An 18940-nucleotide genomic window follows, 5' to 3' on the forward strand; every position below is an offset into this window, starting at 1 on the left:
CAGGCGTGAACTCACGCTTTGTTTGAAGTGGTGGAGTGTTTTAGTCGTATTTGGAGTTGTGAGTTTAAAGTGGTGGTTAGGAAGTTTGCACTGTCATGGGAATAATCCTACGTAAAGTTTCTTTGTGTCTACATAATGTTTTATGTGTGTCTCTTATATTCGGGTTGTTGTTTTTTTTGATTGGGTTGAAAGTTTATGGGCGCCTGCAGTCGGCAGAAACGATCAGTCCGAGAGGATGAATGCCCTCCCTTTGAACAAGGGCGGGCAACAAATATCAGCCCGGGCTGGATTGGCCCGTCATTGCCCGTGCCATTTCGGTGGCATAGCTATCGGTCATACCGGCGATAAAATCGATGATGCGCATGAACGAGCGATGGAGTGGCCAGTGCGGATCGGGTGCGTTATTGCCCAACAAGTCGAGAATGCGGCGATTTTTGAATGATGGGACTCGTCCTCCATGCTGCTCCAGTGCGGCGCCACAAAAGGCATTAAGCAGGATTTCCAAAGAGGTATAGGCGCCGATTTCATGCAGGGTCTTGCGTTTGTCCTGAAAGATTTTCTTGCGCGCCATGTCCTTGGCATCCAGTACACAGCGTTTGGCCGGGCCGTGCATGTGCTCGACCAGATCCCCCGGCAGAGTGCCGGCCAACAGCGCATCCTGTTGTTCGACAAAGGCCTGGGCGGCAGCGTTGGTCAGATGCTCGATTGCCTTGCCACGCAGTATGGCCAGCTTGCGTCGCCGGGAATCACCGGGGCCCAGCAGGCGGTAGGTTTCCGGCAAGTCATCACCCACCAGATCCAACAGCAGGGACTCGACTTCAGCGTACTGCAGCAGGTCCATCTCCAGGCCATCTTCAAGGTCGATCAGCGCGTAGCAAATGTCATCGGCCGCCTCCATCAGGTAGACCAACGGATGGCGCGCCCAACGCTGGTCTTCTATCTGGGGCAGGCCCAGTTTATGGGCGATTCCTTCGAGCAGGTGCAGCTCGCTCTGGTAGCACCCGAACTTGTGCTTCTTGTAGCCCAGCGAGTCAGCGTGGCGCGCAGTCCAGGGGTACTTGAGGAAGGTGCCCAGCGTTGCGTGGGTCAGGCGCGTGCCGCCATCAAATTGGTGATATTCCAGCTGCGTCAGCACGCGAAAACCCTGGGCGTTGCCTTCGAAACTCAAGAAATCATTGCGTTCAACGTCACTCATGTCGTCCAGCCAGCCACGTTTGGCTGCCTGTTCAAACCAGTTGCGAATGGCATCCTCTCCGGAGTGACCGAAGGGTGGGTTGCCAATGTCATGGGCCAGGCAGGCCGATTGCACCACCATGCCCAGGTCGGCCGGATCGCACCATTCAGGCAAGGCGCTACGGATTGTTTCACCCACGCGCATGCCCAGTGAACGACCGACACAGCTGACTTCGAGTGAGTGGGTGAGGCGGGTATGGATATGATCGTTGCTGTTGACCGGGTGGACTTGAGTTTTGCGTCCCAGGCGACGAAATGCCCCAGAAAAGATAATCCGGTCGTGATCTTTGTGGAAAGGGCTGCGCCCGAGCTCTTCGGGGCTGTGATGAGGTTTTCCCAAGCGTTCGCGATTAAGCAGGGTTTGCCAATCCAAGGCGCAGTGCTCCGTTAATGACTGATGGCGCAGCTTCTCGCTTCAGGCCGGATGCTGCAAGAGGGGCAAGCCCCGTCCTGCAGAATGAAGGAGGGTGGTTGCGCCGCTCAAGGCTTGCGCGATGCCTGGATAACCATCTTGATCAGCGGTATCAAACCTGTGGTCAGGCCTATCCAGCGGGAAGCACCTTCGGCGTTTTTACTTTTGGCGCCTCTGCCTGTCAGAAAACCGAGCAAGGTCACAATCCCGACTCCCCACAGGGGAGCGTGCTTGATTCCAAGGGTTTCCTGCCAGTTGCTGGTCATCCCGCGCATTTTTTGCAAGGGCTGCAGCAACTGTTGGGATTCATGACGAATCTCCTGGCGATGCATTTCCATGCGCAAGCGAATCAGTGTTTTACGCAATTCCTGGCGTGAGGCGTTTTTTGGCAGTTCAGGCAGGCTCATGGCAGCAAACGCTCGCGGTCTTTGGCCAGCTCTTCAAGCGTGGCGTTGAAAGGAGATGATTCATCGAACACCGCGGCTTTGAGGCGCAGCCCGCAAAAAACAGCGGCCAGCGTATAAAACAGACAAAGCCCGATGATGCCCGGGATGCGGTAACTGTCCCAGAGCAAAATCATGACCAGCGCCGACAGCCCGATCAACAGCAGAAGCCCGAACACGAGTGCCAGGCCGGCAAACAACAACAGGCTGACCGTGCGCGCCTTCTGCTCTTGCAGTTCAATGCCCAGCAGCTCGACATGACTGTGCAACAGACCCAGAAACGCGGCACCCAGGCGCCGCGGTGAGGAACGGGGGGTACCTGATTCGTCTGTCATATCAGCGCCGCGTTGCCAGCAGGCCAATCAAAAAGCCTACGCCAGCCGCAATACCAACGGACTGCCAAGGGTTAGTCTGAACGTAATCTTCAGTGGCGATCACGGCGGCTTCGCCACGGTCTTTCAACGATTCCTTGGTTTCTTCCAGTGTTTCACGGGCTTTGTACAGGCTGTCCTTGATCTGGGCGCGCAGCTCTTCAGCTTGATCCCCGGCCAGGGAAGCGGTGTGCTCCAGCAGCCGTTCGGCGTCAAGCACCAGGGCCTGGAAATCGGCCATCAGTATTTCTTGAGCATTCTTTGCTGTTTTGCGGGCCATGATTAACTCCGTTAGTGGCTTGATGATCGTTCGAGTGTAGGTCTTCGGCGAAGGTTCACTCGCTTCTGCGCCTTCGCATGAGCGTTGGCAAGGCGCAGGCAAGGGATGTTTGTGTTGAACAGGGACCAACCTTAGCTTAAATCAATCGTTTTCGCGGGGGGTGGATGCATCACGGGAGTCTGTATTTTCAAAACAGCCTTCAAGCAAGTGATACCGATCATGACGCACTTGATCCACTCGGCGTTGCACGGTTTTTTCAGGCAGCCCAAGCATGATCAGTGCGTGGGAGGCGAGCATAAGGCTGGACTCCAGCAATTCGGGAACCACTTCAGTTGCACCGGCAGCCTTGAGGTCAGCCAGTTGGCTGTCGTCGCGGGTTCTGACCAGGATGGGGACTTCGAGTGTGATTAGCCGGGCCTCCTTGAGCACGCACATGGCGACCTCGGTGTTGTCGACGGCAATCACCAGCAGTCGCGCCCGATCCACGCCGACGGCACGGAGTAAATCCCCGCGACGGGCGTCGCCGTAGTGCACGCTGTTGTCCGTTTTTGTAGCCTCCTGAATGCGGTCAGGGTCGTAGTCCAGTGCGACAAAGTCCTTGTTTTCACGGCGCAAGAACCGCCCGATGGACTGGCCTACGCGGCCATAGCCACACATCACCACGTGCCCGTGCAGTTCGGCACTTTGAGCGGCTATTTCTTCCAGTTCGGCCTCTTCATAGGACTGGCGGTGCAAGCTGGCAGCAATTTTCGGTGCAGCCCTTAACAGCAGAGGCGTCAGCAGCATTGAACAGAAAGTGGCTGCCAGCAGGTAGCCTGCGATCTCTGGGGGAATGAGCGAGTTGAGCTGCATTTGGGCCATGAGTGCGAAGCAGAACTCGCCGCCCTGGGCCAGTGCCAGGCCACTGCGCCAGGCCGTCTCACCGTCACTGCCGCGCAGCTTGACCAGCAGTGCAACCACGCAGCCCTTGATCAGCATCAGGGCCAGTGTCAGGCCCAGAATCAGGAAGCCATCGTGAACGAACAGTTGCAGGTCAATCAGCATGCCGATACTGACGAAAAACAGGCCCAGCAAGATGTCGCGGAAGGGCCGGATATCGGCTTCAATCTGATGTCGGTAGTGGCTTTCGCCCAGCAGCATGCCGGCAAGAAAGGCACCCAGAGCGGGTGACAGGCCGAGCAGGTGAGTGAGCCAGGCGGTGAGCAGCACGATCACCAGCGCCAACAATACAAACAGCTCGGCTGAGCGTGATGCGGCTACTTCGTGGAACAGGCGCGGCAGCAGAAAGCGGCTGGCAAACACAAGCCCGAAAAACAGAATCACTGTCTTGCCCAAGGTTATCGGCAAGGCCCAGTACCAGGCCTGATCGCTGCTGCCAGCGAACACCGGCACCAGGGTCAGCAGCAGCACCGCGACCACATCCTGAAACAGCAGTACGCCGATGGCGTTCTGGCCGTGACGACTGAAGATTTCTCCCAGGCTGGTAAGCTCTTTGCTCACGATGGCCGTGGACGACAAGGCGAGCCCGGCGCCCAGTAAAAATGCACTGTTGAGACTCATGCCAAACGCATACAGCAGGCCGCCCAGCGCAACGGCTGAGCACAGCACTTGCAGGCTGCCAAGACCAAACACTACCCGGCGTAGCTTGAGCATCTTGGGCAGTGAGAACTCCAGCCCCAGGGAGAACAGCAGGAACACCACCCCAAGCTCTGCCAGGTCTGGCAGATCCGGGCTGTCATTGATCCAGTCCAGTGCGGTGGGGCCGACGAACAGGCCAACACACAAATAACCCAGCACCGGTGGCAGTTTCAGGCGCCGGAACAGTGCAATGACTACCAGTGACGAGGCAAGGATGATGAGCAAATTGGCAAACACGAAAGTCTTCCCTGTCAGATCGAGTAAAAAAGCCGCGAGCATCCGGTAATTGAGAAGGGATGGGGCTGATGTGGGTCAAGCGTAGTCGCAAGGACTGCAATAGAGCGATTGTATTGCCAGGCCAGCCAAGTGACTGGTGGTGCCGGCTGCAGGTCGACGTCTTCGGGCAAGGCTCTTAAGATGAGCACTTTATTCCTCAGGTCGTTATTTATGCCTCCCGAATGTCAATTGTTCGGCACCCTGGGCTGTCATCTGTGTGAGCTGGCCGAAGCGATTCTAATGCCTTTGGTTGAACATGGGCTGATGGTCGAGCTGGTCGATATCGCCGACAGCGATGCGTTGTTTGAAACCTACGGTCTTCTGATCCCCGTATTGCGCCGGGTTGACACTGGCCAAGAGCTGGGCTGGCCGTTTGATACCGAGCAGGTGGTGAGCTTTCTCGGATAAATCCTGATGGGGTTCACCGGATCTTTGCGCGATAATCGCCAGCTGCATTTATCGCCTGAGTGTTTCTATGTCGCCCCAGCCTTTCAACGCCGCCGAGCATCAAGCCAGCACTTTGTACCTGCCGCCGGGCAGTTGGCTCACGGTGCTCGACTGCCTGTGTGAGCACTTTCGAGCCATCAGCCGCGATCAGTGGCTCGACCGGATTGCCCGTGGCCGGGTACTGGACGCCAATGGAGCGCCGATCAGTGCGCAGTTGGCCTACAAGGAAGGGCTGCGCATTCACTACTTTCGCGAAGTACCGAACGAAACGCCTATCCCCGTGCAGGAAACCATCCTGTATGCCGATGAGCATCTGGTTGTCGCGGATAAACCGCACTTTCTGCCGGTGACCCCTGCGGGCGAATATGTTGAGCAAACGCTGTTGCGACGCTTGATTCGAACCCTGGATAACCCTCATCTGGTCCCCCTGCACCGGATAGACCGGCACACGGCTGGCCTGGTGCTGTTTTCGGCCAACCCTGAGACTCGCTCGGCGTATCAGTCGTTATTTCCCACGCGCAAAATCGAAAAACGTTACGAGGCAATTGCCCGGGCCTTGCCTGATCTGGAGCTGCCGCGCGTGCACAAAAGTCGCTTGGTGGAAGGCGAACCCTTTTTCCGCATGCAAGAAGGGCAGGGCGTCAGCAACACTGAAACCTTGGTCGATATCTGTGAGAAAAAGGGTGATTTGTGGCGCTACGCGCTGTATCCCGTGACAGGAAAGAAGCATCAGTTGCGGGTGCACATGGCAGCCCTGGGGGCAGGGATCTGCAATGATCCGTTTTACCCTGATGTGATCAAGGACGCCGTCGATGACTATGCCAATCCGCTAAAACTGTTGGCCCAGAGCTTGCGCTTTGCAGACCCGCTGACGGGTGAGGCGCGTTTTTTCGAGAGCCGGATCAAGCTGGACTGGTAATAACAGAATCCGCACAAGGGGAATGCGGTTCACGAAAAGGGGGGAGCGAGCCTGCTCGCTCCCCCAAAGCCGGATTACAGCTCTTTTACGGTGCGAATCTGGTCTTTGTTGATGCGGGTTTTTTTGCCGTCCAATTGCTCGAACTGATAGAAACCCGAGGCATCATCGTACTTTGGCGCATCGACTGTCTGGATTTCACGGCCGTCGTTAAGTGTGATCACTGAAGGCGAAGAGCAGCCAGCAAGGGCAGCCAGGCCAGCAGCAAGCATAAGGGCGGCGAGAGTCCGGTGAGTCATGGTGTATCTCCAACAAGTGAATGTGCTGTTATGGATTACTGTCCCTGAGACGTATACATCGTCTGCAAGTTCCATTGCTAGTGTCTGGCAGACGCCTGCGCGGTTTATTCCAGTAAATCCGGGGTGTTGAAATTGATCAGTCGGGGATCATTTTCGGCGCATTGCCAGGCCTGTGCATTGAGCTGAAGCATTATTTTTCGCGGACTGCGCTCACCCGCCTGCCAGGCGGCTTCGAAGGCAGGTGCCAGTGCAGTCGGGATGACACACAGCAGCGGCTCCCACTGTTCGCCGTGGCGCACCATCACCGGTTGCTCAGGGTGCTGGCGGGCTGCGTCAAGCAGGGCAACGAGCAAATCGCTGTCAATGTTTGGTACGTCACAGGGCAGCACCAGCATGTGCGTGTTCCGGGCCGCGGCCAGCCCCGCACGTATCCCTGCCAGAGGTCCGTCAAAGTCATCATTGCCATCACTGACCAGTTGATCGGCGTAGGGTGCGTATTGCTCGTGGTTGCGATTGCACGAAATGATCAGGTCATCGCTCAGCGGTCTGGCGAGGCGCTGCACGAACTCGATCAGCGGCTGGCCCCGCCACGTCACCAGGCCTTTGTCCTGGCCGCCCATGCGCTGGCCGCGCCCCCCCGCCAGCAGCAAAATGGAGCATTGAAACAGGCTCATCCGGTACTCCGCACAACCAGCGAAAAGAAGGGCTGTGATATAACACCGGGCTGTTTATCCTACAACTGGACCTCGTCTATGAAAGCCAAGGTTGATGCATCTTTCGTACCTTTGAACATCGCTGTTCTGACGGTTAGTGACACCCGAACCCTCGAAACCGATACCTCTGGCCAAGTCTTTGTCGATCGCCTGAGCGATGCCGGGCACACCCTGGCGGCGCGGGTATTGCTCAAGGATGACCTGTATAAAATTCGCGCCCAGGTCGCCACCTGGATTGCCGAAGATGAGGTGCAAGTGGTGCTGATTACCGGCGGCACCGGGTTTACCGCCCGCGACAGCACGCCAGAAGCCGTGAGCTGCTTGCTGGATAAACAGGTTGATGGCTTTGGCGAGTTGTTCCGTCAAATCTCGGTGGCCGATATCGGCACTTCGACCGTTCAATCCAGGGCCCTGGCCGGTCTGGCCAATGGCACGCTGGTGTGCTGCCTGCCGGGTTCGACCAATGCGGTACGCACCGGCTGGGACGGGATTTTGGCCGAGCAACTGGACTCCCGCCATCGGCCGTGCAACTTCGTCGCCCATTTGAAGCAGGCGCCGGCCTGTGACACCCGTGGGTAAGCCGGGTCGTACGGGCGAGCTGATGCCTGTCGAAGTGGCGTTGGCGCGCCTGCTGGCGCTGGCAGAAGCTGCGCCGATCCGCGACACCGAGTCGGTCCTTCTGGCGGCGAGCGAAGGCCGGGTGCTGGCCCATGACCTGATCTCAAGCCTTGACCTGCCGCCGTGGCCCAACAGCGCCATGGACGGGTATGCCCTGAATGTGGCGGATTGGTCGGGCGAGCCGCTAACGGTCAGCCAGCGTATTTTTGCCGGTGCTGCCCCCGAACCACTGGCTCCTGGGACCTGTGCCCGGATCTTTACTGGCGCACCGATGCCAGCGGGTGCGGACTGCGTCGAGATGCAGGAAAACGCCCAGGTCCAGGCCGACGGTCGAGTGGTTTTTACCCATGCCTTGCGTACAGGTCAGAACATTCGTCCTCAGGGGCAGGAAACCACCGTTGGTGAGGTCGTCCTGCCTGCAGGCACGCGCTTGGGGCCGATTGAACAGGGCCTGGCAGCGTCCTTGGGATGCGCAGCACTGGACGTGATTCGTCGGGTCAAAGTCGCGGTGTTGTCCACGGGCGATGAGTTGATCGAACCGGGCCAGCCGTTGGGGCCGGGGCAAATCTACAACAGCAACCGCGTGTTGCTGTGCAGCTGGCTCACGCGACTGGGCTGCGAAGTGGTCGATGGGGGTATTTTGCCTGATGACTTGCCTGCAACCCGTCAGCGCCTGGGTGAGTTGGGGGCGGTCGACCTGATTCTTTCCACGGGCGGAGTGTCGGTGGGCGAGGCGGACTTTTTAGGTATTGCGCTTCGCGAAGAGGGCGAGCTGGCCTTGTGGAAGCTGGCAATCAAACCGGGCAAACCCCTGACCTGCGGACATTTTCGCGGTGTGCCGGTGATCGGCTTGCCGGGCAATCCTGCGTCGACTCTGGTGACGTTCGCGCTGCTGGCACGGCCGTACCTGTTGCGCCTTCAGGGCGTGCAAGCCGTCGAACCACTGAAATTCCAGGTGCCTGCCGGGTTCGTCTGGCCCAAGCCGGGCAATCGCCGCGAATACTTGCGCGCACGGTTGGAGCAGGGGCGTGCGGTGATCTACAAAAACCAGAGTTCGGGGGTTTTGCGCAGCGCAGCATGGGCCGAGGGCCTGGTGGAAGTCCTTGAGGAACGTACCCTGGTTGAAGGCGACTGGGTGGGGTTTATCCCGTTGAGTGAAGTGCTGGGGTAAGCCTGGCGTGCTGTAGCCGCTGACGAAGGCCCTTCGATCCTTATCGCAGCCTGCGCCAGCGGCTACACAATCGAGTCATTCAGTGAGGGGCGCTCGCCCATAAATATCAGTCAGGCGCACGATGTCGTCTTCGCCCACATACGCGCCGCTTTGCACTTCGATCATCACCAGATCTTGTTCTCCTGCGTTGCTCAGTCGATGAGGGCTACCGGGGTTGATCAGGGTGGACTCGTTGATGCCGAGGACGAAATCAAGGTCGCCATTAGTCACCTGCGCCGTGCCGCTGACTACGATCCAGTGTTCGCTGCGTTGTTGATGGACTTGCAATGACAGTGCGGCCTGAGGCTTGACCACGATGCGCTTGATCTTGAACCCCGGCCCTTCCTCCAGCACGGTGTAAGTGCCCCAGGGGCGGGTCACTGTTCGGTGCAGGCGATAAGCATCGTGGCCCTGAAGCTTGAGCGCCTGGGCGATATGCCTGACGTCCTGGCTGCGCCTGGCATCGGCGACGAGCAGGGCATCCGGCGTGTCGATAATGATCAGGTCATTGAGACCGACCCCGCCCACCAGGCGCTTGGGCGAATCGATGTAGCAGTTGTGTACATCGTGCAGCACGTTTTCGCCATTGCACTGGTTGCCATTGGCATCTGCCGGGCTCAATTCACGCACCGCCTCCCATGAGCCGATATCGCTCCAGCCCAACTGGCAGGGCACTACGGCGACTTTTTGCGAGTGCTCCATCAGTGCGTAGTCGATGGATATATCGGGCACCAAGGCAAAGCTCTGGCTATCCAGTTCCAGATGGCGCTGCTGTTTACCCTGGAACACCTGGCTGTGCTCGAGGCAGTTGATCACTGCAGCCAGAACATGGGGGGCGTGAGTCTTGAATTCGCGCAGCACACTGTCGACACGCAAGCAAAACATGCCGCTGTTCCATAGATGCAGCCCGCCCTCGAGGTAGTCCTGGGCCGCCTGTGCTTCAGGCTTTTCAACAAACCGCTCGACTTTGTAGCCGTCGCTGCCCAGCTTCTGGCCTTTTTCGATATAGCCAAAGCCGGTTTCAGCCCGGGTTGGCAAAATGCCAAAGGTCACCAGCCAGCCCTGGTCGGCCAGTTGCCGGGCGCGGTCTACCGCCCGGCTGAAGGCGGCAATATCGGTAATCAGGTGGTCGGCGGGCAGCACCAGCAGTTGGGCGTCTTCGCCGTAACGCCGGGCAACGTGCAGCGCAGCAGCGGCGATGGCCGGGGCGGTGTTGCGGCCAAAGGGCTCGAGGATAAAGTCCAGCTCCAGGCCTGCGTTGTTCAGTGGACGATAATCGTCGAGGGTGCGGAAAAACACGTCCCGGTTGGTGACGGTCAACAACCGGTCCACGTCGCGCAGCCCGATTGCGCGATTGAAGGTCTTCTGCAGCAAGCTCTCGCCATCCGGCAAGCACATGAAGGGCTTTGGCATGGCCTCTCGTGACACCGGCCACAGCCGGGTGCCAGCGCCACCGGCGATGATGCAGGGAACGAGTGTGCTCATTCAAAACGCCTCTAGAATCATTGGATTGCTGTCAGAGGGTGAAGTCTGACGGGTTATGCGGCTTTGATCGACCCGTGGAGGTTAAATCGCGGGTACATGAGTCGTTCTTGCAAGGCTGTTGTCCAAGCTATCAGACCGAATTTGTCGAGGGATGGAACATGAGTGCAGGTAAGGCGTTTTTGATTCTGCATGGCAAGCAAGCGCTCAATGAAGAGGTGCGGGCGGCCGTTGAGCAGCAGCGTGCGGCCGGGTGGGAATTGGCGGTACGCCTGACATGGGAAGCCGGGGATGCCCAGCGTTTGGTGCACGAGGCGCTGGATGCGGGTTATACCCATCTGATTGCGGGCGGTGGCGATGGCACATTGCGTGATATTTGTGAGGCCATGGCGCTGGCCGATACCGAGGCCAGTCTGGTGCCGTTGCCTTTAGGCACGGCCAATGATTTTGCGCGCGCGGCGGGCGTGTCGCTTGAACCGAGCGAAGCCTTGGCCTTGCTCAATGTGCCAGCCCGGGCCGTTGATCTGGGCGAAGTGGGTGGTCAATTGTTTTTGAACATGGCCACCGGGGGCTTTGGCAGTCAGGTGACTGCCAACACCTCGGAGGATTTGAAAAAGGTGCTGGGCGGCGCGGCCTACCTGTTTACCGGGCTGACGCGCTTCAGTGAACTGCATGCCGCCTACGCCGAGTTGCAGGGGCCGGACTTTCACTGGAAAGGCGAGCTGCTGGCGCTTGGGATTGGCAACGGTCGCCAGGCGGGAGGCGGGCAAATGCTGTGCCCTGATGCCCTGGCCGATGATGGCATGCTCGATATCAGTATTTTGCCTGCCCCCCAGGAAATCGTAGGCACCCTGAAAAGCCTGATGGCTGAGGTTTGGGGGCTGGATAACCTGTTTGTCCGGGCGCGTTTGCCCTGGGTTGAAATCAAGGCGGCCGAAGGCCTCTCGATGAATCTCGATGGCGAGCCGCTGGAAGGTGATGCCATGCGCTTTACCGTGCGCAAGGGTGCATTGAAGGTTCACTTGCCCGAGGGCTCGCCTTTGCTGGGCAGTGAGTGACTGCGGGTTAGTTGATGGCTATCCAATATCAAGTTTCCGGGAGTCCGGCCGATAACGTCAGTCATCAAGTCCCCACGCTCAGGAGTCACTCATGGCCGGCATTCTCGATACGGTAGACCAGCGCACTCAGTTGGTGGGTGCAAACCGGCTGGAGCTTCTTATGTTTCGTCTGGCCGGTCGGCAGTTGTTCGCGATCAACGTGTTCAAGGTGCAAGAAGTCCTGCAGCTCCCCAAACTGACGCTCATGCCACATCGCCATCCCCACGTGTGTGGCGTGGTCAACCTGCGCGGCAAGACCCTTCCGGTGATCGACCTGTCCCGGGCGATTGGCATGCGGGCCTTGGTGCCCGGCCCGGACAGCACCATTATCGTGACCGAGTACAACCGCTCGGTGCAGGCGTTTTTGGTGGGCGGGGTTGATCGCATCGTCAACATGAACTGGGAGGCCATTCTGCCGCCGCCCGCCAGTGCCGGGCGCAGCCATTACCTGACCGCCATCAGCAAGGTCGAGGAACAACTGGTCGAGATCATCGACGTGGAAAAGGTCCTGGCCGAAATTGTGCCGTACAACGCCAAAGTCTCACGGGAGAAGCTGGCCGATCCCATCTTCGAACAGGTACGCGGACGAGAAGTGCTGCTGGTCGACGATTCCAGTGTCGCCTTGGCCCAGCTACGCGAAACGCTTTCACAGTTGGGGATCAAGATGCACATCGCCAGCGATGGCCTCAAGGCGCTGAACATGCTCAAGGGCTGGGCCGACACCGGCCAGGTCGTGACTGACAAGTTGCTGATGATTTTCACCGATGCCGAAATGCCGGAAATGGACGGATACCGTCTGACCACCGAGATCCGAAACGACCCGCGTTTGCGAGATTTGTATGTGGTGCTGCACACCTCTCTGTCAGGCAGCTTCAATGAGTCGATGGTTAAAAAGGTGGGTTGCGACAACTTCCTGTCCAAATTTCAGCCGGACAAACTGGTGGATGTTGTCCGCCAGCGCTTGATACTGGATCAAGTCCCTGCGTGAAACCTTGTGTCTTTTCATGGGTGATCTGCTCGTATACTGTGGCTTTTTTTACCTTGCAGGGAGCATGAGCCATGCTGCGTCTAAGCGCGCTTTATCGTTTTCCACTTAAGTCCGGCAAGGGCGAAAGCCTGCCTCAGGCCCGGCTGGACAAGCTGGGGCTGGTCGGTGATCGGCGCTGGATGCTGGTGGATCAAGCCAGCGGGCGTTTTCTTACCCAGCGCGCCGACCCCAAAATGAGCCAGCTTTCGGCACTCTGGAACGCTTCGGGTGGCTTGACCCTGAACGCGCGGGGCTTTGAAGCACTGGATGTGGCGGTGCCGGATGTCGACACCGGCCTGCGTGGCGTCACCATCTGGCGTGACACCTTGCGGGTGCCGGATGCGGGTGATGCCGCCGCCGATTGGTTAAGCCGCTTTATCGAAAAGCCAGTGCGCCTGGTGCATGTACCACTGGAGCGTGCACGTACCACTGAGGCCGGCTATGGCCGTGATGATGACAAGGTCGCGTTTGCCGATGGCTACCCGCTCTTGCTGATTGGTCAGGCGTCGCTGGATGACATTTCACACAAGGTGGGACGCCCTCTGGATATGCTGCGTTTTCGGCCCAATCTGGTGATCGAAGGCAGCGAAGCCTTTGCCGAAGACGGCTGGAAGCGCATTCGCATTGGTGATGTCGAGTTTCGCCTGGTCAAGTCCTGCTCGCGCTGCATCCTGACCACCATCGACCCGCACACCGGTGTGCGTGATGAGCAGCGTGAACCGTTGGCGACCTTGATGACTTATCGCAAACAGGAAGACGGCATCATGTTCGGTCAGAACCTGGTGAATGATGGCAGTGGCGTGCTTGAAGTCGGGATGCCGGTGACGGTGCTGGAATAACGCCGCAGCTTGTAGTCGCTGAGGAGCGGAGCGAGGCTGCGATCGGCGGCGCAGCCGTCGCGAAACCTGAGTCCCCAATCTATCTGGGTTACGGCGGTACCTGATTTACGACGGCTGCGTCGGAGTGCCGCACCACGCCAACGCAGCCTCGCTTCGCTCCTCAGCGGCTACACGGATCAGCATTACTGATCATCAAAATACCGCTCATGCCAGTCCACTACCGGCTGTGGCGCATTGAGCTTCTGCCCGTAGATCACCGAATAAGACAGCACGTTCTGCACATACTGGCGGGTTTCGTCGAAAGGGATGCTTTCGATCCAGACGTCGAAGCCCAGATGATTGGCGCCCTTGAGCCACTGCCGAACACGGCCGGGCCCTGCGTTATACGCCGCCGAAGCCAGCACCCGGTTGCCGTTGAACTGGCCATGCACCTGGCTCAGGTAAGCGGCACCCAACTGGATGTTTTTATCCGGATTGAGCACTTGCTGCGGTGATGCCAGTGGAATATTGAATTTTCGCGCTGTCTCTTTGGCGGTGGCTGGCATCAACTGCATCAGGCCGCTGGCGCCCACGCCAGAGCGGGCGTCATCCATAAAGGCACTTTCCTGACGGGTAATGGCGAACACCCAGCTGGAATGCAGGCCGCGAAGTTTGGCTTCACGCACCAGGGTGTCGCGGTGGGCCATCGGGAATCGAATATCCAGGTCATCCCAGTACTGGGCCTGGCTGATGGTTCGAATGGCCGGGAAATACCACTTCAGGTCGTAGGCAAGCTTGGCCTGGGCGACCATTTCATCGCGGCTGAACAGGCGGCTGACGTAGTACCACTCGCGGCGGCCATCGACGATCTGCCCGCGGTCATGGAACTCCAGTGCCCGTTGCACACCCGGCGTGTTGCGCACTTTTTTGACCAGTTGCGGGCTGAGCATCAACGGTCTGTTGTTGAGCTGATAAGGCGTCTGCGCCCGATCGGCGGCCAGGAATCCGTAGAAATCACGCTCGTTGGCGACTTTTTTGAACAGCACTTGCGCCTGCGGGTTTTTAGGTTCGGCCAGCTCAAGGCTGCGGGCCTGCCAGTAGCGCCAGCGACTGGTGGTTGCCAGGTCCTGAGGCAGCTTGCGGGTCAGCTGGTAGGCGTCTTCCCAGCGGCCCAGGCGCAGCAGCAGGCGCAGGCGCCACTCGGTAACAGTGTTGTCCCGCAGCTCCGGGTCATATTTGGTCATGATGTCCAGGCCGCGACTGTCGTAGCGGCGGGCGAATGTCAGACCGATTTCCCGTGCAATGGCGACTTTCTCGTCGCGCGAGAAATGCATGTTGGTGGCGTAGGTGTCGAGCAATGACGCGGCTTTTTCCGGGTCCTGGCGGGCCAGGCGGCGCAGGCCCAGGCCTACGGCGTCAGACATGGCCTCACTGGCCGGAGCAAAGCGTGAAGGCTGGCTCAGCATGTCGGGCTTTTGCGCCACGTCGATCATCAGCCTGGCTTGTGGCCCCAGCGTATTGAGGCCGTTGGCCAGTTGGGTGGCCAGGGCGTAATTGCGCGCTTCGGCGGCAAGCTTGACCCGCTGCCAGCGTTTTTGCTCGGTCAACTGGCCATCGGCGGCCCATTGGCTGAACAGCGCATCGCATGCGGCTGGCTGCGCTTTACCGACCAGCCACAGTTTTTCGGCGTTGGCATAGCCTTCGGCCTTGCGGTTGTGTTGCAGCTCATATTGACCGTTGAGGCAGTCCAGTTCGGTGAAGTTGAGTTTTGGGTCGTAATACTTGGCGAAGGTTGCCCAGTCGCCACGGTCTGCGAGCCAGCGCAACCAGCGCAGTTTCATCCAGTTGGCTTGAGGCAGGTCGCCGTGCTCGGCCAAAAACTGCTCAATTTCCGTGTTGTTGGCTGACTTCAGGCGGGCGGTCAGTTCGTCATAGGCAAGATAAGGCGTCAGCGGGTAGCTGCGCAGGGCCGCGGCACTTTGAAAGTAAGGGCCGGAGTCACCCTTGGCCAAGGCACGCTTGGCCTGGTCGTAAAGTTGGCGTTGTTGAGTCAGGTCTGCGCCATGGGCGGCTTGCACGGCACAGCTGGTGAGAAGCAGGCAGGATAAAAAATTGAAGAGACGACTGCGCATGAGGCTTCCGTACTGATAAAAACGCGACGAGCGCAGGTCTGGCCTGCACTGATTATTTCCTAGCTTAGCCTTTTGCCAGCAGCACGTGAAAGCCTTGCCGGTTAACCGGTGCAACTTGGCACTAAATGAAGGGGAGCGGGGGCCGTACAAGAAATACCCGGCCGCCCAAGGGGTTAAATCAGGTAGAATGCGCGCCCAGTTTTTGGAGAAGCTCATGACCCTGCTCAAATTCAGCGATGTGTCCCTTGCTTTCGGCTCTATGCCGTTGTTGGACAAGGTGTCCTGGCAGATCGCCCGTGGAGAGCGGGTGTGCATCATCGGCCGCAACGGTACCGGCAAGTCCAGCATGATGAAGCTGGTCAAAGGTGATCAAAAACCCGATGACGGCTCTGTTTGGCGCGCGCCCGGCCTCAAGATTGGCGAATTGCCGCAAGAGTTGCCGGTAGCCGACGAGCGGACCGTGTTCGACGTTGTGGCCGAAGGCCTGGACGGTGTTGGCGAGTTGCTGGCCCAGTACCATCACCTGAGCCAGAACATCGTGACCGATGCTGACCTGGACAAGCTGATGCATGTTCAGCAAGACCTCGAAGCCCGTGATGGCTGGCGCTTGCAGCAATTGGTAGACAGCACCCTGAGCCGTCTGCAGTTGCCTGCCGACAAAACCCTCGCCGAATTGTCCGGTGGCTGGCGTCGCCGCGTCCTGCTGGCGCAAGCACTGGTTTCCGAACCGGACTTGCTGCTGCTCGACGAACCGACCAACCACCTGGATATCGGCGCAATCGCGTGGCTGGAAGAGGCCTTGAAGGACTTCCAGGGCGCGGTTCTGTTTATTACCCACGACCGTTCATTCCTGCAAAATCTGGCCACCCGGATTCTGGAACTGGACCGTGGCGGCCTGATCGACTGGAACGGCGACTACGCCAGCTTCCTGGTCCACAAGGAAGCCACCCTGGCTGCTGAAGAGACAGCCAACGCGCTGTTCGACAAGCGTCTGGCCCAGGAAGAAGTGTGGATCCGTCAGGGTATCAAGGCCCGTCGCACCCGTAACGAAGGCCGTGTACGCGCCCTGAAGGAATTGCGCGTAGAGCGCAGCGAGCGTCGCGAGCGTACCGGCAAGGCCAACATCCAGCTGGATACGGCAGACAAGTCCGGCAAGCAAGTGATGGTGCTGGAAAACGTCAGCTTTGCTCACCCGGGTGGCCCGTTCCTGCTCAAGGACTTCTCGATGGTGCTCCAGCGTGGCGACCGTATCGGTCTGCTGGGTGCCAACGGTACAGGTAAAACCACGCTGCTGAAGCTGATGCTGGGCGGCCTGGTACCGACCGAGGGCACGGTTGAGGAAGGTACACGCATCGACGTGGCTTACTTCGATCAGTTGCGTCATCAGCTGGATCTGGAAAAAACCGTGATCGATAACGTGGCTGAAGGCCGCGACTTTATCGATATCGACGGTCAGAGCCGCCATGTACTCAGCTACCTGGGTGACTTCCTGTTCAGCCCTCAGCGTGCCCGCACGCCGGTCAAGGCGCTGTCGGGTGGTGAGCGTGCGCGTCTGTTGCTGGCCAAGCTGTTCAGCAAGCCAGCCAACCTGCTGGTGCTCGATGAGCCTACCAACGACCTGGACGTTGAAACCCTGGAGCTGCTCGAAGAGGTCTTGCTGACCTTCAAGGGCACCGTGTTGATGGTCAGTCACGACCGGGCATTCCTCGACAACGTGGTCACCAGCACCCTGGTTTTCCAGGGCGAAGGCAAGGTTCGCGAGTACGTGGGCGGTTATCAGGACTGGCTGCGCCAGGGCGGTTCGCCGCGTCTGCTGGGCGTGACCGAGAGCAAGTCCGGCAAGGCCGACCTGAACTCGGCCGTGGTCGAGGCTGCGCCGGCTCCTGTGGCCGCACAACCTGCTCCTGCCGCGAAAAAGAAGCTGAGCTACAAGTTGCAGCGTGAGCTGGAATCGTTGCCGGCGGATATCGACGCGAAAGAACAGGCAATTGCTGCGGTTGAAGCAGAGATGGCTGATGCGGGTTTCTATCAGTTGCCTGCTGCCAAAACTGCAGAAGTCATTGCCAAGCTTGAAACGTTGCAAGCCGAGCTTGAGCAACTGGTTGAGCGCTGGGCTGAGCTGGATGCCTGATTGACTGCGTGCTGAACTGAAAAAGCCCGGCCCTTTAACAAGGTGCCGGGCTTTTTTGTTGTTACATGCAGATAAACTTAGTCAGGTTTTTTCAGGCTGACTGCCAGTACGTCGCACGGAGCGCCATGCAGTACGTCGTTGGCGGTGGAGCCCAGCAACAGGGCGAGGCCGTGACGGCCGTGGCTGCCGACCACGATCAGGTCGCATTTTTGTGCTTTGGCCAAGGCATGGATTTCCTGGCGCGGCTGACCGTAGTTCAGGTGGCAGTAATCCTTGTGCAGTTGCGGGTATTTGGCGATCAGCCGCTCAAGGCGCTCCTTGGCCTGATCGAACTGTTGTTGCTGCAGTTGCGAGAGATCCATGGGCACGTCGCCGCCAAACGCCATCGCCATCGGCTCGACGATATGTATCAGTGACAGTTTGGCACCGTTAGCCTTGGCGCTTTCGCTGGCGCGATTGATCACGGGGTCACATTCGTCGGTCAGGTCAACAGCGACCAAAATATGTTCGTAGGGCATGTGGGGTGCTCCTGTAGATGGCGATTAGTTATGAGTATGGCCCTTTTCCAGAGCCTTGGTTCAAGTCCGGGTCACTCGTTTATCACGTAATGAGAGTACAGATATGACGGTATGGATAGTGGTGTCAATCCTGGCGCTGGTTCTGAGTCCCCTGGCCTGGTTGCGGCCTTCCCGGGGGCAGAGTGGGCGTATGGATTTGCGCATGGAGGCACGGCGCATTGGTTTGTCCATGCAGCTGGCGCCTCAGGAATGGCCGTACTGGCTTGAGCCCCAGCCGCCCGGTTCCTGCGCGCAGTACCATCGCCCGCGCCGCAGTACTAAGCCTGATGTTTGGTGCTATTGGCAATCGGCACCTGGAAAATGGCTCAATCGCTGGCAGGAAGAATGTGAAGATGAACGCCTGCTGACGCAGTTCAAAAAGCTGCCGGCCAATGTTTACAAAGTTGAGGCCGATGCACAGATGATTGTGCTGGTGTGGGGCGAGAAGGGTGAGGCTCAGGTGCTCAAGGCGATTGATGAGGTGCTCAAGGCGCTGGCATGACCTTTGTGGGAGCGGGCTTGCTCGCGATGGAATCGGCGTGGTGTGGCGGACAAACCGCGTCGTCTGAATCGCGAGCAAGCCCGCTCCCACAATTTTCACCTGCAAGGCGCTTCAATGGTTTCGAGCACTCGTACCGCAGGTGTCTAAACTGACTGCCGGGTCGTTTTGTCATCGTTGTTTCGGACAATTGACAATCGATCGCTTTTCCCTGAAGGTGTCGACACCCAAATCAAACGGGCGTATGAATTGAGCGTTTGTCATGTAAGACAGCTCTCATTTTCAATCCCGATTATCGCGTTGGCGGGTGTGCCTGGCGGATTGGCAACAGCATTGACACA

19 protein-coding genes are annotated in these 18940 nt (G+C 58.6%); 9 read left to right on the plus strand and 10 right to left on the minus strand.

Features of this window, described 5'->3' with window-relative positions; all coding sequences use genetic code 11:
- Nucleotides 1-274: 274 nt before the first annotated feature.
- The 5 genes from AC19YQ_RS03375 to AC19YQ_RS03395 form a co-directional block, all read right to left on the minus strand.
- On the minus strand, nt 275-1606 hold the full coding sequence (locus tag AC19YQ_RS03375) for a deoxyguanosinetriphosphate triphosphohydrolase (RefSeq protein WP_339474308.1): 1332 nt from the start codon (nt 1604-1606) through the stop codon (nt 275-277).
- Between the two features lie 107 nt (nt 1607-1713).
- On the minus strand, nt 1714-2052 hold the full coding sequence (locus tag AC19YQ_RS03380; RefSeq protein ID WP_133077855.1) for a hypothetical protein: 339 nt from the start codon (nt 2050-2052) through the stop codon (nt 1714-1716).
- Nucleotides 2049-2423: a phage holin family protein gene (locus AC19YQ_RS03385; protein WP_133077854.1), complete on the minus strand. Its 375-nt coding sequence runs from the start codon at nt 2421-2423 to the stop codon at nt 2049-2051. The genes AC19YQ_RS03380 and AC19YQ_RS03385 overlap by 4 nt, the downstream gene beginning before the upstream one ends.
- Before the next feature lies 1 nt (nt 2424).
- On the minus strand, nt 2425-2739 hold the full coding sequence (locus tag AC19YQ_RS03390) for an ElaB/YgaM/YqjD family protein (RefSeq protein WP_339474306.1): 315 nt from the start codon (nt 2737-2739) through the stop codon (nt 2425-2427).
- A gap of 141 nt (nt 2740-2880) precedes the next feature.
- A complete protein-coding gene (locus AC19YQ_RS03395; protein WP_339474305.1) occupies nt 2881-4614 on the minus strand; it encodes a cation:proton antiporter in 1734 nt (577 codons plus the stop codon).
- Nucleotides 4615-4824: 210 nt separating this feature from the next.
- Between AC19YQ_RS03395 and AC19YQ_RS03400 the strand changes: the two genes are divergently transcribed.
- Nucleotides 4825-5061, plus strand: a complete 237-nt coding sequence (locus AC19YQ_RS03400; protein WP_046809656.1) for a glutaredoxin family protein — start codon at nt 4825-4827, stop codon at nt 5059-5061.
- 67 nt (nt 5062-5128) lie between these two features.
- Nucleotides 5129-6019, plus strand: coding sequence for a pseudouridine synthase (locus tag AC19YQ_RS03405; RefSeq protein WP_500594580.1), 891 nt, complete (start codon nt 5129-5131; stop codon nt 6017-6019).
- Nucleotides 6020-6093: 74 nt separating this feature from the next.
- Here the strand turns inward: AC19YQ_RS03405 and AC19YQ_RS03410 are convergent, their stop codons facing one another.
- Both AC19YQ_RS03410 and mobA read right to left on the minus strand, forming a co-directional pair.
- On the minus strand, nt 6094-6315 hold the full coding sequence (locus tag AC19YQ_RS03410) for a YgdI/YgdR family lipoprotein (RefSeq protein WP_133077850.1): 222 nt from the start codon (nt 6313-6315) through the stop codon (nt 6094-6096).
- A 104-nt stretch (nt 6316-6419) separates the two neighbouring features.
- Complete coding sequence (gene mobA / locus AC19YQ_RS03415) at nt 6420-6989, minus strand: molybdenum cofactor guanylyltransferase MobA (RefSeq protein ID WP_500594581.1); 570 nt, start codon at nt 6987-6989, stop codon at nt 6420-6422.
- 78 nt (nt 6990-7067) lie between these two features.
- Between mobA and moaB the strand changes: the two genes are divergently transcribed.
- Nucleotides 7068-7607 (plus strand): molybdenum cofactor biosynthesis protein B, encoded by a 540-nt coding sequence (moaB, locus tag AC19YQ_RS03420; RefSeq protein WP_500594582.1) that lies wholly within the window; start codon nt 7068-7070, stop codon nt 7605-7607.
- Nucleotides 7591-8817, plus strand: a complete 1227-nt coding sequence (locus AC19YQ_RS03425; protein WP_133077847.1) for a molybdopterin molybdotransferase MoeA — start codon at nt 7591-7593, stop codon at nt 8815-8817. Before moaB ends, AC19YQ_RS03425 begins: the two co-directional genes overlap by 17 nt.
- A 75-nt stretch (nt 8818-8892) precedes the next feature.
- Here AC19YQ_RS03425 and AC19YQ_RS03430 read toward each other — a convergent pair whose 3' ends face one another.
- On the minus strand, nt 8893-10341 hold the full coding sequence (locus tag AC19YQ_RS03430; RefSeq protein ID WP_500594583.1) for a mannose-1-phosphate guanylyltransferase/mannose-6-phosphate isomerase: 1449 nt from the start codon (nt 10339-10341) through the stop codon (nt 8893-8895).
- A 158-nt stretch (nt 10342-10499) separates the two neighbouring features.
- Here AC19YQ_RS03430 and yegS point away from each other — a divergent pair, with 158 nt between their 5' ends.
- The 3 genes from yegS (at nt 10500) to AC19YQ_RS03445 (ending at nt 13301) form a co-directional block, all read left to right on the plus strand.
- Nucleotides 10500-11396, plus strand: a complete 897-nt coding sequence (gene yegS, locus AC19YQ_RS03435; RefSeq protein ID WP_500594584.1) for a lipid kinase YegS — start codon at nt 10500-10502, stop codon at nt 11394-11396.
- A gap of 91 nt (nt 11397-11487) precedes the next feature.
- On the plus strand, nt 11488-12423 hold the full coding sequence (locus AC19YQ_RS03440; RefSeq protein WP_500594585.1) for a chemotaxis protein CheV: 936 nt from the start codon (nt 11488-11490) through the stop codon (nt 12421-12423).
- Nucleotides 12424-12494: 71 nt separating this feature from the next.
- A complete protein-coding gene (locus AC19YQ_RS03445) occupies nt 12495-13301 on the plus strand; it encodes an MOSC domain-containing protein (RefSeq protein ID WP_133077843.1) in 807 nt (268 codons plus the stop codon).
- A gap of 182 nt (nt 13302-13483) precedes the next feature.
- On the opposite strand, the gene AC19YQ_RS03450 is transcribed toward AC19YQ_RS03445, so the two are convergent.
- Nucleotides 13484-15412, minus strand: a complete 1929-nt coding sequence (locus AC19YQ_RS03450; protein WP_339474298.1) for a transglycosylase SLT domain-containing protein — start codon at nt 15410-15412, stop codon at nt 13484-13486.
- 214 nt (nt 15413-15626) lie between these two features.
- On the opposite strand from AC19YQ_RS03450, the gene AC19YQ_RS03455 reads away from it, so the two are divergent.
- Nucleotides 15627-17543, plus strand: coding sequence for an ATP-binding cassette domain-containing protein (locus AC19YQ_RS03455; RefSeq protein WP_219262488.1), 1917 nt, complete (start codon nt 15627-15629; stop codon nt 17541-17543).
- Nucleotides 17544-17620: 77 nt separating this feature from the next.
- On the opposite strand, the gene AC19YQ_RS03460 is transcribed toward AC19YQ_RS03455, so the two are convergent.
- Nucleotides 17621-18061, minus strand: a complete 441-nt coding sequence (locus AC19YQ_RS03460; RefSeq protein WP_019827477.1) for a universal stress protein — start codon at nt 18059-18061, stop codon at nt 17621-17623.
- A gap of 103 nt (nt 18062-18164) precedes the next feature.
- On the opposite strand from AC19YQ_RS03460, the gene AC19YQ_RS03465 reads away from it, so the two are divergent.
- Nucleotides 18165-18602 carry a hypothetical protein gene (locus AC19YQ_RS03465; RefSeq protein ID WP_339474295.1) on the plus strand — a complete coding sequence of 146 codons (438 nt, stop codon included), beginning with the start codon at nt 18165-18167 and terminating at the stop codon, nt 18600-18602.
- Nucleotides 18603-18940 lie beyond the last annotated feature (338 nt).

This window comes from Pseudomonas sp. MF06569 (assembly GCF_059862735.1).

Coding starts and splice junctions, on each gene's coding strand:
- AC19YQ_RS03380 (WP_133077855.1), bottom strand. CDS start 2,052: ATGAGCCTGCCTGAACTGCCAAAAAACGCCTCACGCCAGGAATTGCGT.
- AC19YQ_RS03385 (WP_133077854.1), bottom strand. CDS start 2,423: ATGACAGACGAATCAGGTACCCCCCGTTCCTCACCGCGGCGCCTGGGT.
- AC19YQ_RS03390 (WP_339474306.1), bottom strand. CDS start 2,739: ATGGCCCGCAAAACAGCAAAGAATGCTCAAGAAATACTGATGGCCGAT.
- AC19YQ_RS03400 (WP_046809656.1), top strand. CDS start 4,825: ATGCCTCCCGAATGTCAATTGTTCGGCACCCTGGGCTGTCATCTGTGT.
- AC19YQ_RS03405 (WP_500594580.1), top strand. CDS start 5,129: ATGTCGCCCCAGCCTTTCAACGCCGCCGAGCATCAAGCCAGCACTTTG.
- AC19YQ_RS03410 (WP_133077850.1), bottom strand. CDS start 6,315: ATGACTCACCGGACTCTCGCCGCCCTTATGCTTGCTGCTGGCCTGGCT.
- mobA (WP_500594581.1), bottom strand. CDS start 6,989: ATGAGCCTGTTTCAATGCTCCATTTTGCTGCTGGCGGGGGGGCGCGGC.
- moaB (WP_500594582.1), top strand. CDS start 7,068: ATGAAAGCCAAGGTTGATGCATCTTTCGTACCTTTGAACATCGCTGTT.
- AC19YQ_RS03430 (WP_500594583.1), bottom strand. CDS start 10,341: ATGAGCACACTCGTTCCCTGCATCATCGCCGGTGGCGCTGGCACCCGG.
- yegS (WP_500594584.1), top strand. CDS start 10,500: ATGAGTGCAGGTAAGGCGTTTTTGATTCTGCATGGCAAGCAAGCGCTC.
- AC19YQ_RS03440 (WP_500594585.1), top strand. CDS start 11,488: ATGGCCGGCATTCTCGATACGGTAGACCAGCGCACTCAGTTGGTGGGT.
- AC19YQ_RS03445 (WP_133077843.1), top strand. CDS start 12,495: ATGCTGCGTCTAAGCGCGCTTTATCGTTTTCCACTTAAGTCCGGCAAG.
- AC19YQ_RS03450 (WP_339474298.1), bottom strand. CDS start 15,412: ATGCGCAGTCGTCTCTTCAATTTTTTATCCTGCCTGCTTCTCACCAGC.
- AC19YQ_RS03455 (WP_219262488.1), top strand. CDS start 15,627: ATGACCCTGCTCAAATTCAGCGATGTGTCCCTTGCTTTCGGCTCTATG.
- AC19YQ_RS03460 (WP_019827477.1), bottom strand. CDS start 18,061: ATGCCCTACGAACATATTTTGGTCGCTGTTGACCTGACCGACGAATGT.
- AC19YQ_RS03465 (WP_339474295.1), top strand. CDS start 18,165: ATGACGGTATGGATAGTGGTGTCAATCCTGGCGCTGGTTCTGAGTCCC.